Source organism: Thiohalocapsa sp. ML1 (genome assembly GCF_001469165.1).
GTDB lineage: Bacteria > Pseudomonadota > Gammaproteobacteria > Chromatiales > Chromatiaceae > Thiohalocapsa.
Window position 1 is genome coordinate 123,445 of record NZ_JABX01000002.1, and the last position, 12,032, is coordinate 135,476.

Genomic DNA, 12,032 nt, shown 5'->3' on the forward strand with positions numbered 1-12,032 from the left:
GATGTACCCCGGAATGCCGCGAGGTGCCATCAATGCCGCACGAGAGGCGAGACCGGCTCAGCGTAATAGTAGCTTGGGTCTGCTGCGGCGGGCGCATCGTCGAGGCGTTCCGCCAGCTCCGCAGCGGTGCACACCTGGATCGCGTCGCCACGCTCGACCACCGGCAGCATGTACTCGCTGCCCGGCAGTTCCACGACGACGGTTCTGGTGCCGAGACAGATACCCTCTAGCAACGTAGTCGAGAACGCCCCGACCTGGACGTCCGCCCTCGCCAATAGGTCAAAGATGACGGGCTCACGATGCGATAGGCGGAAGTTCGGCGGTTGCTCGCCGAGCTCGGCCACGAGGCGTTCATACTCGGCCAGCTCCTCGCTCGGGTGCAGGCGAAACAGTATCTTGCGGTCCGGGCGCAGCCGGGCCGTTTCCAAGGCCACACGCACGAGCACCTTGCCGATCACGCCCTGTGAGGTAAAGAGCACGAGACCCTGCTCCCGATCCGCCGACACCGCCCGCACGCGCGCTCGAACATAGGGCGCACCGATAATGCGCGTGCGCGTGGCGCGCGGCAGCGGCGTCGCGTCCGCCCAATACTGGCCGAAGCACCAAAGCTCGTCGGCCATGTAGGGCACCCGCTCCGTGCCGGGCCAGCTATAGCCCAGGTGCAGATGCGAGATGAAGCCATGCTGGAGCTCCACCGTGCGGGCGCCGGCACCCTGTGCGGCGGCCAGCACGGCGCAGTTCGCCGTGCCGTAGCCGTTGGTCAGAAAAATCGTCCGCACCGGATTCTGCTCGAATACCGCTGACATGCCCCGCTCTACCGCGCGAAAGGTCAGGAGTGCCTGGCGGCAACGCTGCGGCAGGTTGCCGATGTCCACGCCGAGCATCTCCCAGAAGCGTTCGCGAATGTCCGCGCAGAGGAGCAGATCCAGATAGCCGAGCTCGCCGTCCTGAGCTTGTCGCAGGTGTTTTAGGAAATGTGGCTGCAACGCGCGCAGGTCTAGCGCGCCTGGCACGGGGCGCTCGCTGGGGGTGCGATCAATGAGCAGCGCCCGTGGACCGAGCTCTGTTCGCAAGGCCTCGGTATATGGCTCGGACCCGTTCATTTGCCGAGTGGCCATCAAGACGGCATGGTCCGGCCGCGGCGCAGGTTGCCGCAGCTGTCGGGACAGCCAGCCTCGTTGCCTCTTGGCGGCCCGCGTGGTCACTGACTGCCACAGGCGCACGGCCTCGGCCCTGCGCTGCTCGTCGGGGGGCGCGAGGCGAGCGAGGTTCGGATGCGGTGCATCGAAGGTGCCGACGGCTTGCGTGATGGCGTAGTACAGGGCCATCCTCAGCAGCCGCCACGGATATACCCCTCGGACCTGCCAGTCCACGAGTCCCAGGGTGGACTCGATCTCCCAGAACGCGTCGCAGATGTCGGTCACGGTCGGCGCAGCGCCGGCTCTAACCGCTGCCCCCGGCCCCGTCTCTAGCGAGCCGAGGTGAAACCCCGCGGCGCAGCGATGGGTTACGGCGGCCTGAATCACCGCGCTCGCGAGTCGGGGGTCGTTTGGGAAAGCCGCCGAGGCCTTGTAGAGGAGCCGCGCCGCAGCCTCATGCGCGCCGAGCGCCGAAAGTGCCGCCCCCGCATGCCGGTAGTCATCGGCTGCGGCTTGGTCTGGGTAGGCGTCGAGGTAGCGCTGCCAACGGTCTGCGGCCTTCGGCCAGTCCTCTGCACTGCTCGCGGCGCGAGCGAGCTCGCGCAGCAGGGACGGCTGGGGTCCGAAGCGATCGAGGGCCATGGTCAGCAGGGCTTCGCGGGCGGCGTGCTCGCTGCTTGCGCGAACCGATTGCAGCAGCGCCCGCAGCACCCCAGCGGCCGGCACGGCGGCGGAGGCTGCGAGCGCCTGCTGCCAGCGCTCGCGCGCCATGGCCTGTTCGCCTCTCAGCGCCGCCAGCAGCGCGTACTCGCAGAGCAGTTGCACATCCTCGGGGTGCTGGGCCAGCGCGGACGCCAGTGTCGCCTCGGCCCCGAGGAGATCCCCGATCTCGCGCCGACACCGCGCAAGGCTCACGCTGACGCTCGCGGGCGCCGCGCAACCGACCAAGTCCAGTAGGCGCTGCCAGCGCGATTGCGCAAGCGCCCAATCGCCGGCGGCGGCGGCTGTCTCCGCCCCGGCGGCGAAGAGCTCCGACGCCTCCGGGAAGGCAGCCACTGCCCGAGCATGTGAGGATTCGGCCGCATCGAGTCGGCCCGCACGCCGCAGCGCGTTGATCAGCTCCGCATGATCACGCGCGCTCGGCGCACGCGCATCGCTCCAGCCGTCGCAAAGCACCCGCCAGCGCTTGGCGGCGGCCTCCCACTGCCTCCGCCGCATGGCCAGCCGCGCGTGCTCACGGCGCAAGGGCGCCGAGCGCGGAAACGCTCGCACGGCAGCGTCGAGGAGCGCTTCGGCCTCCTCGACGCGTCCGTCTTGCTCGCACGCCTTCGCGCACTGGCGCAATGCGTGCAGACGATCCTCGGCCACGGCGCCGTCCGCGAGGCGCTGCCAGCGTGCAGCAGCCAATGCCCACTCGGCCTGCGACGCCGCAAGCTCGGCCGCCGCCTTAAGGCTCGCGGCGTGCGTCGGGAAGCGTTCCAGGGCCTGCTCGACAGCAGCCGCGGCCAGGGCCTTCTCGCCGCTGTCGCCGAGCGCTTCGGCAAGCCGCACGAGCTCGGCAGCGTCGTGCGCTTCGCCGCGGCCCGCGCCTGCACGCCAGGCCGCGAGGGCCGCCTTCCAATCGCCTTCGGCAATGGCGTGCTTGGCCAGTTTGAGCGGGTCGGCCCCTTGTAAGTCTGTCATAGGTTTCGGAGTTGCCGAGTCTGCGGATTCAGGCGGCTGCGCCGGCGGTCAACAGACGCTGGCCACACTCGGGGAGCCTGGTCTGCCTCGCGCTGCGGAGCCCGGCCCCGCTTTACCGGGATTGTGGAAACAGCCCTCCTGGCAATGCATAAGCCAAAGTGGGACGCTTTCTAGATGCCGGCCAAGACAGCGTTCGGAGCCCTCAGAGCGCAGCCTCAGGTCCGTTGCCTGCCGTATAGTAATGGATTCGCCGACGCCTCACGCCGCCACAGAACGATGTCTGCAAGCTCCGCTCCCGCCGCGGCTCACGGTCTATGACAACCGCTGCATCGACCAGCAGCGCCGGGCTTGGGCCGAGGGTGCTGCACATCATCACCGACCTCGATATCGGCGGCGCGGAGCATATGCTCGTGACGCTGGTGTCAGCGCTCGCGCAGCAAGGCCTCTCGGCGACGGTGCTATCTCTGATGCGCGGCGGCGCTCTGGCCCAGACGCTCAGGCGCGAGCGGTTCGATGTACACGAGATCGGCATGCAGCCCGGCCGGCCTGACCCGCGTGCACTGCTGCGCCTGGCCCGGCATACGCGTGACCTACATCCTGACCTGATTCAAACCTGGATGTACCACGCGGACCTGCTCGGCGGGCTAGCGGCTCGCATGGCCACGCGGGTGCCGATCGTCTGGGGACTCCACAACACCGACCTGGACCCGCAACGCACCAAGCGTTCCACCCACTGGGTGGTGCGCGCCTGTGCCGCATTGTCGCATGCCGTGCCGGCGCGCATCGTCTCCTGCTCCGACACGGGCGCGGCGCTGCACGCGCGCCTGGGTTACGCGCCCGACAAGCTCCTGTCGATTCCGAACGGCTTCGACACCGAGGCCCTGCGGCCGAATCGGGCCTATCGCCTTGAGGTGCGCGCCGAGCTGGGCCTTCGATCCGACGCCGTGCTCGTGGGTCAAGTCGCACGCTTCGATCCGCAGAAGGACCACCGCAGCTTCATCCGCGCGGCCGGACGGCTGGCGCGGGAACGCGCGGATGTCGACTTCGTGCTCGTCGGCAAGGGCTGCGAGCCTGGCAACCGCGAGCTGGTGCGATGGATCGGCGATTCCGGCGCCGCGCATCGCTTTCATCTGCTTGGCCTGCGCCAGGATGCGCGCAGGCTGCTCGCGGCTTTCGACGTCGCCGCCCTCTCCTCGGCCTACGGAGAAGCCTTTCCGCTCGTGCTCGGCGAGGCCATGGCCTGCGGGGTTCCTTGCGTCGCCACCGACGTCGGCGATGCCGCCCGAATCATCGGCGACACTGGCCACAGCGTCCCCCCGGGCGACCCCGCGGCGCTTGCGGACGCCCTGCTGGCGCTGTTGAGGCTGCCCGCGCCCGCCCGCGCCGCGCTTGGCGAGGTCGCGCGGGCGCGCATCGTCGGCGAGTTCTCGCTGCCGGCGGTGGCTGCACGCTACGCCAGGCTCTATCGCTACCTGATGGAGACGCGCAGCCATGCCTGAGGCACCTCGGCCCGCTGTGCCGAGGCACGGCGCTGTGCTGCTCCACGTCACCGTGGACTGGTACTTCTGCCTGCATTGGCTGCCGCTCGCGCGCGCCGTGCTGGCCGCGGGCTACGACGTGGCGTTGATGACGTCCACCACGGACCCGAAACTGGTGCGGCGGATCGAAGCCGCGGGCCTTAGGCTGCATGCGATCCCGCTGTCGCGCCAGGGCATGCGCCCGCGGGAGGAATGGCGCTCGCTCCGGGCGATTCTGCGCGTGCTGCGCGTGGAACGGCCGGTGCTGCTCCATGGGATCGCGCAGAAGCCGGTGCTCTACGGCGCGCTCGCCACACGGCTCGGACGCGCACCGGCGCTGGTGGCGACCCTCGCCGGCATGGGCTATGTGTTCACGGCCACGAGCCCGCGGGCGCGTCTGTTGCGGGCGGGGCTCGTGCTCGCCTATCGCGCGCTCCTCGGGCAGCCGCGCGTGCGTGTCATCGTGCAGAACCCGGACGATCAGGCGGAGCTGCGGCGCAACGCCGGCGTCGACGCCGCGCTCATCCGCGGTGCCGGTGTGGACCTCGCGCGCTTCACGCCGGCACCGCCGCCGCCCGGCCCCGTCACCGTCGTGCTCGCCTCGCGCATGCTCTGGGATAAGGGCTTGCAGGAGTTTGTCGACGCGGCGGCGGTGCTGCGCGCACGCGGCGTGCCGCTGCGCATGGCGCTGGTCGGCAAGCCGGACCCGAGCAATCCCTCGGCCGTGCCGGAGGCGCAGCTTCGTCAGTGGCACGACAGCGGCGCCGTGGAATGGTGGGGGCACCGCGCGGACATGCCGGCGGTGCTCGCCGCGGCGCACATCGTCTGCCTGCCGTCCTACCGCGAGGGGCTGCCGACCATCCTCATCGAGGCCGCCGCGGCGGGGCTGCCGCTGGTGGCCACCGACGTGCCGGGCTGCCGCGAGGTGGTGCGCGACGGTGAGAACGGCCTGCTGGTGCCGCCGCGCGATGCCGCCGCGCTGGCGGATGCGCTGGCGCGGCTCGCCGGCGATGCGGCGCTGCGGTCCGACTATGGCCGCGCGTCCCGGCGCCTCGCGGAGGCGGAGCTCGGCATCGGGCGGGTGGCGGAGGAGACGCTCGCGGTCTACCGCGAGCTGCTCGGTGCGGTCAGCGTCGGTTAGGCTCGAGCACGTTCACCTATTTCGACTCGAGGCGTGCCGTAATGCCTTTGAGAGCAATGAACAGGGTTTGCGCCCCCGCAACCACGTTGAGACGGGAAAACCCATGGTGCTCATAGAATGCGACGGCACCCTCGTCCTTGGCATCGACGATCAGCGCGAACGCGGCGATGTCCGACTCGATCACCCTGCGGGCGGCATCCACCAGCAGGGCCGAGCCGAGCCCCTGGCCTCGGAAGTCCTGGTCAACGGCCAGTCGGCCGATCCGAACGGCGGGGATGGTCGGATAAGCTGGCAGCTTGCGTGTGATGTCGGCGGGCAGATCCGGCAACGGGATATGACAGGCCGAGAGGGTGTAGTACGCGCAGATTCGGTCGGAATCGCCGCAGATGGCGACGTAGCACGCGGTCAGGCGGCGACGTATGTCCTGGGAGACCTGGCGGTGGAAGTAACGGTCGAGCACCTTGACCCCGCAGCAGAACAGGCCGCGATGACGGTTCCCTAAAGGCTCGATTCGGAACGAAGAATCCTTCAAACTGGCCGTGTCATGCGCTTATGACGGTCAATCGCCCGCTCCATGGCCGGCGCCAGCGGTGGCGGGTTGATCAGCGCCTGGGCGAAGCGCAGTTGGTCGGCATCAGACAAGGCGATTGCGTCTGTCTGCGCAACCGTCTTCTCTGCGGCTACGCACGCGGCGGACACCACGAAGTCCGAAAGTGAACGTCCCTCGATCTCCGCCGCTCGCTTGAGGAGGTCGAGAACGCCCGGGCTGACCCATGCCTCCACTCTTGCGTGTTTAGCCATCATCAAACCCTTCTTGACCTGATCGCGACTCGATCGATTTTTGGCGATCTCCGTCGAAGTTTGCAAGTCGCCGACGTTGGGCAACGGCGCCACAGCGAATGATCGCCGGCAATGCGCTGGTGAAGGTCTGCCGCGGCACCCAGCCGAGCGTCTCGCGGAGCCGATCCGCCCGGTAGCAGGCGGACCCGGCGAGGCGCTGCCAGGCGGCGGTGTTGAGCGGCATCGGCCGCCCCGTGAGCGCCTCCAGCCCGTCGCCCACCCGCGCACCGAGGCGCAGCAGCCACTTAGGGAGCGTCCAGCGCGGCACCGGCCGGCCGAGGGCCGTGGCGATGGCGACGAGAAGCCCGCGGGTCGAGTACTGCACGCCGTCGGCGACGATGAAGGTGCCGCCGGCCGCGGCGGGCAGGTCCATGGCCAAGCGGGCCGCGGCGAGCAGGTCATCCAGCCCGACCATGGAGCGGCGGTTGCCGAGCTCCGGCAGCGGCGGAAACCGGCCCCGGTCCACCGCATCGATGAGCCGCGCGAGATTGCCCTTCACGCCGGGGCCGTAGACCAGGCACGGGCGCAGACAACAGGCATGCAGGCCATGCTCCGCGCCGGCGCGCAGCACCAGTGCTTCCGCCTCGCGCTTGGTGCGCCCGTAGGCATCCGCCGGCCAGGCGTCCCAGGTCTCATCGACGCAGCGCTCGCCGGGGTCGGCCGCGGCCTTGACGCTGCTGACGTAGACGAAGCCGCGCACGCCGGCGGCGACGGCGGCATCGAGCAGCGCTGCCGTGCCGGCAACGTTCACGCGCTCGTAGACGCTGTCCGGGATGCCGGCGATGTCCTGCACGTGCGCGATGCCGGCCAGGTGAAAGACGCCGTCGATGCCGTGCATGAGCCCGGGCGGCAGCGGGTCGGTGCCCAGCTCGCAGGCATGCGCCTCGTCCCAGGGGCCGTCGGCAGGCCGGCGCAGCAGCGCGCGCACGCGGTGGCCGTCCGCTTGCAGCCGCCGGCACAGCGCCGTGCCGACGAAGCCGCCGGCGCCGGTGACCAGATAGCGTGAACCGCTCATGCCGCGGTGCGCGCGGACAGCCCGCCGAGCCGAGCGCGCGCGCTGTCGAACAGCTCGCGCAGACAACGCAGCCCGATCCAGGCCTGCAAGAACAAGAATCCCTCGGCCGCGAAGCGCAGCCGCGTGAGCCCCATGGGCCCCGGCACGAACACCGTGTAGGCGGAAAAGAGCATGATGATCCACAAGAAGGCGTTTCCGGCGCGCAGGATCGCGACGGCGCCCACCAGCGCGAGCCCGAGCAGCAGCGCCCGCACCGCCACCTCGGCCAGCACGAGCCAATCCTGCCCGGCCAGGAAGGTCATGATCTTGCGCGCAAAGCTCGCCTCGTCGATGGTCGAAAAACGCACCCGCTCGGCCTGGTGGCCGTAGGCGGCGTAGGCATCGAGCAGGCCCGGGCCGAGCAGCGTCTTCAGCATGCCGATGGCCCAGCGCTGGGCGTAAGCCTCGGGCTGAGCCTTGAGCTGGTCCAGCGCCGCCGCCTGCGCGACCTTGAGCCGCTCGACGGCGTTGAGCGGTGCGCCGCGCTCGATCTGCGCGGTGGCGACGGCCTGCTCGGCCAGCGCCGCCGCCTGCCGCTGGCCCTCTTGAAACGGCAACCCCCGCGTCACCTCCCAGACATAGGGCAGGTGATAGTGCACGAACATGTTGCTCGCCTGGCCGGAGAGCGTCGGCGTGCCGAACAGGAGCACATTGCGCCCGAGCCAGGGGCTCAACGTCAGCGTCGCGACCAGCATCAGCAGGCCTGCCCGCAGGAAGGCCACCCGCCGAAACCGCCCGGCGACGATGAGCACCGGCGCAAATACCACCGGCAGCAGAAAGGCCGCCGGGCGCACCCAGGCGGCGGCGCCGAGCAAGAGCCCCGCCAGGATCAGCCAGGACCAGCGTTGGGAGCGCACATGCGCACCGAGCGCGAACAGCGCCGGCACCATGAGCGCGAGATTCAGCGTGTCGCTCAGGATCAGCTTCGGGTAGGCGAGGCCACCGGGCTCGATCAAGAGAAAGATCACCACGGCCCGCGCCAGCCCGCCGTCCAAGAGCGCGCGGGTGCCGACGAAAAACACCGCCACCGCGAGCAGGTACAAGAGCTCCTGCCCGACGAGGGGCCAGAAGGTGCCGGGCACGCCCTGCGCCAGAAAGGCCGCGAGATAGGCCGGATAGCCCGGCGTGCGGAAGACCTCCGGCGTGTAGACCTCGAGGTCCGCTGAGAACCACCCGGGCCCCGCGAGCGCTGCGGCCAATTGCAGGTAGAGCGGCGAGTCCGGCTGCAACGGCTCGCCGCCGACGGCCCAGAGCAGCAGCACCAAGAGCAGCCGCAGCCCCAAGAGCGCCAGCACGGCTAGGCCGAAGGCGCGCTCGCCGCCGGGCCGAAGCGGCCACGGCGCCGCGGCGCAGACACCGCTCATCCAGGCGTCCCGGGCGGCATCGCCGGCTCCGCTTCCGCCTCCGCCGCGACCTCGCGGAACGACAGGTGCCGTGAGGCCAGGTACAGCGCGCCGACCGCGGTCACCGGGATCCAGTGCCCGAGCAGGAACAGCACACTCGCCGCGAGCGCCGCCTCCCGCTCGATGCCGAAGGGCGTCAGCGCGAGCACGAACGCCGCCTGCATGGGGCCGACGAAGCCGGGCGCGCTCGGCAGCGCCACCGCGAAGGCGGTGATGCCGATGGTGACCATGGCCACCGGCAGCGCGACGGCGCCGGCGTAGGCGTAGATCGCGAGCCAGGCCAGCGCCACCGCGAGCAGCCAGCGGCCGATGGAATAGCCGATCAGGAGCGCCGCCAGCGCCGGCGTGCGCATTGCGGACAAGCCCTGCTCGAACTGCGCGAGGTAGATGCTGCCGCGTTGGCCGAGCCGCGCCGGCAGCCGCAGCGCGAGCCGGCGCCAGAGCGCGTCGATCTGCCGCGGCGCCAGCATGAAGGCCGCCAGCACCAGCGCGAGCCCGAGCACCGCCGCCGCGGCGAGCCAGGCGCTGGTGCGGAAGGCGGCCGGCGCCGCCGGCAGGAGCGCCAGCGCTGCGACGTAGATGACCAGGATGCCGATGAGATCGAGCAGCCGCTCCAGCGCCAGGTTCATCAGCACGCCGCTCTTCGCGAGCCCGGCGTCCTTCGCGAGCAGGTAGGCGCGGATCAGCTCGCCGACGCGCAGCGGCAGCAGGTTGTTGGCCGCGAAGCCGATCATCATCGACGGCAGGAGCTGCTGCGGCGAGAAGCGCCCGAAGGGCCGGAGCATCCAGGCCCAGCGCTGGGCGTTGCTCGCGAAGAACACCGCGAGCACGGCGAGGAACGGCAGCATCACCCACAGCGCGCCGCCCGCGAGCGTGCGCCACAGCGCGCCGAGATCAGCGCCCCACAGCGCATAGGTCAGCGTCGCCGCGGTCACGGCAGCGGCGACGCCGAGGCTCGCGGCGCGCTTCATGCCGGCAACCGGACGGTCTCGGTGCCGTAGATGCGGCGCAGGCAGTCGGCGGCGGAGGCGATGTCCTCGTCTGTTTCGATGTGGCGGAACTCGGCGTTACGCCCGACGCAGTGCAGGTTCGCGTAGCGCCCGAACAGCGCCTGCGCCTGGTCGCGGGCGGCCTCGAAGCCGCGGTCGTAGACCGGATAGCCGCAGCCCTCCTCCAGCACCAGGCTGTCCAGGATGTCCTCACGGCGAATCAGCCCGTAGCGGGTCAGCGCGGCGATGACGTCCGCCTCGGCATGGTCCGAGTCCATGGTCACCTCGGCGCACAGCACGCTGTGGTCGCAGGGCGGTAGGTGCGGGTGGAAGTGCTTGAACTCCGCCATGCGGTTGATGACGACGTCGCCGTCGCCGAAGTAGACCCATTGATAGGGCATGACCTCGGGCTTGGCGATGTCCAGATAGACGAGCTGGATGCGCTTGAAGCGGAGCTTGAGCTCCGCGCCCAGCATCCGCCCCAGCACCGTCGCCGGGAGGGTCGAGAAGACGCGGTCGCAGTCGAAGCGCTGTGCCGCGCCGTCGCGCCGGTAGTGCACCGCGGTGATGCGCCCGTCGCCGAGCTCGAGGCCCGTCACCGGCGCGCCGAGCAGCACCTCGCCGCGGATCTGCGCCTGCATCGCGTCGAGAATCGCCTGATAGCCGCCGCGCTCCGGATACCAGAAGGTGCTGAAGAAGGTCTTGGACTGGCGCTTCAGCACGTCGAGCAAGCCGGAGGAGCGGAGCTTCTCGCGCCCCCAAGTGACCGAGATCTCGGCCGGCGGCACACCGAACATCTTCTTCGTGTAGGGCTCGAAAAAGAAGTCGTACAGCCCGCGGCCGTAGCGGTTCAGCGCCAAGCTCTCGAAGGAGGTCTCCGGCAGCTTGGGCCGGTTCAGAAAGCCCCAGACCAGCGCAAAGGCCGTGCGCGGCGGGAAGCGCAGCATCAGCTCGATGGGGTTGATTGGGTCTTGGATCTGCTTGTCGCGCATGAGGATGCGGCTCACGCGCCGATGCTCGCGCAACGGCACCAGCGCCTGGACCGCGGACAGCACCTCCAAGTCGCTCGTGTGCAGCCGATGCGGGGCGATGTCGCAGGGGATGCCGCGCCAGTCGAAGGTGCGCGCGAGGCCACCGATGCGCGGCGCCGCCTCGAAGACGGTTACCTGCTTGCCGGCCTGCGACAGCAGCCAACCGAGGGCGAGGCCGGAGGCGCCGGCGCCGAGGATGGCGATGCGTTCATTCGCGGCGCCCGAGTCGCCTCCGTGCAGGGTGTCGATGTTCAATCCGATGTAGCTCCAAACGCCAATTCAATGTCTGCCGCCATCCGCGGCCGGGATCGGTGGCGTATTCTCGCATGTTGGCCAGGTGGCGATGGCCTTGACTATTGTTCCGGACAGTCGGTTGCGTTGCGCGCGGGCGCAGGGCTTGGCCCGGAGTCGGTCAGGCCAGGATGGCCTGACTACGCGGTCGGCGAGGGCGCTACCAGCGCCGCGGTACGAAACCCGCCGGATTCTGGACCTCCATCAGCTCATCGCCCACCGCGAGCACCAGAAAGCCGAGCTTGGTCGCGTAGCGGACGACGCTCTGCTCGGCGGCCAGCGTCGCCAGAATGCCGACCACGGGAACCTCGCGGTAGTCCGGAAAAAACTCGCGCAGCTCTTCAATGTCCGTGATCATCTGGTCCACGTCGGCACTGCGCAGCGTCGCCTTGGTGCTGTTCAGACAGACCAGGCTCGGCGTCACGGCAATGGCGTCGAATTCCTTGGAGCGACCATTCGGCAGCCTGCGCTTGCGCCGCACCGAAAGATCGTCGATGCGCTCCATCAGCGTCTCCTCGATGATTTGCGGCAGGCTCGGCACCACCAGATCCTCGACGATGGTGCCGAGGCGGTTGGCCATATCGCCCCACTTCTTGTTGAGCTCGCGGTGCTCGCGACGGGTCTCGTCCTTGAACGCGCTCATCTCGTCTTTGAAGTCGCTCATCTCGTCCTTGAAGTCCTTCATCTCGTCCTTGAAGTCCTTCATCTCGTCCTTGAACTCGCTCATCTCGTCCTTGAAGTCCTTCATCTCGTCCTTGAACTCGCTCATCTCCTGCTTGAAATCGCTCATCTCCTGCTTGAAATCGCGCATCTCACGGCTCAAGCGTGCCAGCTCCTCCTGCGTACGAGCGGACTGGAACGCCAGCTCGCGCATGGCGTCTTCCAGGGTCGCGACCCTGGGCTCTAGGGTGGTAGAAGCGGCCATGATTCGTCTCCTTCAGGCC

General features: G+C 69.5%; 10 protein-coding genes. 2 read left to right on the top strand and 8 right to left on the bottom strand.

Annotation, left to right across the window (positions count from 1 at the left end; all coding sequences use genetic code 11):
• Positions 1-29 precede the first annotated feature (29 nt).
• Positions 30-2,822, bottom strand: a complete 2,793-nt coding sequence (locus ML01_RS01860) for a tetratricopeptide repeat protein (protein WP_058553692.1) — start codon at positions 2,820-2,822, stop codon at positions 30-32.
• Between the two features lie 314 nt (positions 2,823-3,136).
• Between ML01_RS01860 and ML01_RS01865 the strand changes: the two genes are divergently transcribed.
• The gene (locus tag ML01_RS01865) at positions 3,137-4,321 is read left to right on the top strand and encodes a glycosyltransferase (RefSeq protein ID WP_082673857.1); all 1,185 of its coding nucleotides are present in this window, start codon (positions 3,137-3,139) and stop codon (positions 4,319-4,321) included.
• Positions 4,314-5,480, top strand: coding sequence for a glycosyltransferase family 4 protein (locus ML01_RS01870; protein ID WP_058553694.1), 1,167 nt, complete (start codon positions 4,314-4,316; stop codon positions 5,478-5,480). Before ML01_RS01865 ends, ML01_RS01870 begins: the two co-directional genes overlap by 8 nt.
• 16 nt (positions 5,481-5,496) lie before the next feature.
• On the opposite strand, the gene ML01_RS01875 is transcribed toward ML01_RS01870, so the two are convergent.
• The 7 genes from ML01_RS01875 to ML01_RS01905 form a co-directional block, all read right to left on the bottom strand.
• Complete coding sequence (locus tag ML01_RS01875) at positions 5,497-6,012, bottom strand: GNAT family N-acetyltransferase (protein WP_058553695.1); 516 nt, start codon at positions 6,010-6,012, stop codon at positions 5,497-5,499.
• Positions 6,009-6,284 (bottom strand): DUF1778 domain-containing protein, encoded by a 276-nt coding sequence (locus ML01_RS01880; protein ID WP_082673859.1) that lies wholly within the window; start codon positions 6,282-6,284, stop codon positions 6,009-6,011. Before ML01_RS01880 ends, ML01_RS01875 begins: the two co-directional genes overlap by 4 nt.
• Positions 6,274-7,335 (bottom strand): NAD-dependent epimerase/dehydratase family protein, encoded by a 1,062-nt coding sequence (locus tag ML01_RS01885; RefSeq protein WP_058553697.1) that lies wholly within the window; start codon positions 7,333-7,335, stop codon positions 6,274-6,276. The genes ML01_RS01880 and ML01_RS01885 overlap by 11 nt, the downstream gene beginning before the upstream one ends.
• Positions 7,332-8,738, bottom strand: a complete 1,407-nt coding sequence (locus ML01_RS01890; RefSeq protein WP_058553698.1) for a hypothetical protein — start codon at positions 8,736-8,738, stop codon at positions 7,332-7,334. Before ML01_RS01890 ends, ML01_RS01885 begins: the two co-directional genes overlap by 4 nt.
• Entirely contained in the window at positions 8,735-9,748 is a 1,014-nt protein-coding gene (locus tag ML01_RS01895) for a lysylphosphatidylglycerol synthase transmembrane domain-containing protein (RefSeq protein WP_058553699.1), read from the bottom strand. The genes ML01_RS01890 and ML01_RS01895 overlap by 4 nt, the downstream gene beginning before the upstream one ends.
• Positions 9,745-11,052: an FAD-dependent oxidoreductase gene (locus ML01_RS01900; protein ID WP_058553700.1), complete on the bottom strand. Its 1,308-nt coding sequence runs from the start codon at positions 11,050-11,052 to the stop codon at positions 9,745-9,747. Before ML01_RS01900 ends, ML01_RS01895 begins: the two co-directional genes overlap by 4 nt.
• 196 nt (positions 11,053-11,248) lie before the next feature.
• Positions 11,249-12,013 carry a hypothetical protein gene (locus tag ML01_RS01905; protein ID WP_156427507.1) on the bottom strand — a complete coding sequence of 255 codons (765 nt, stop codon included), beginning with the start codon at positions 12,011-12,013 and terminating at the stop codon, positions 11,249-11,251.
• Between the last annotated feature and the right edge of the window lie 19 nt (positions 12,014-12,032).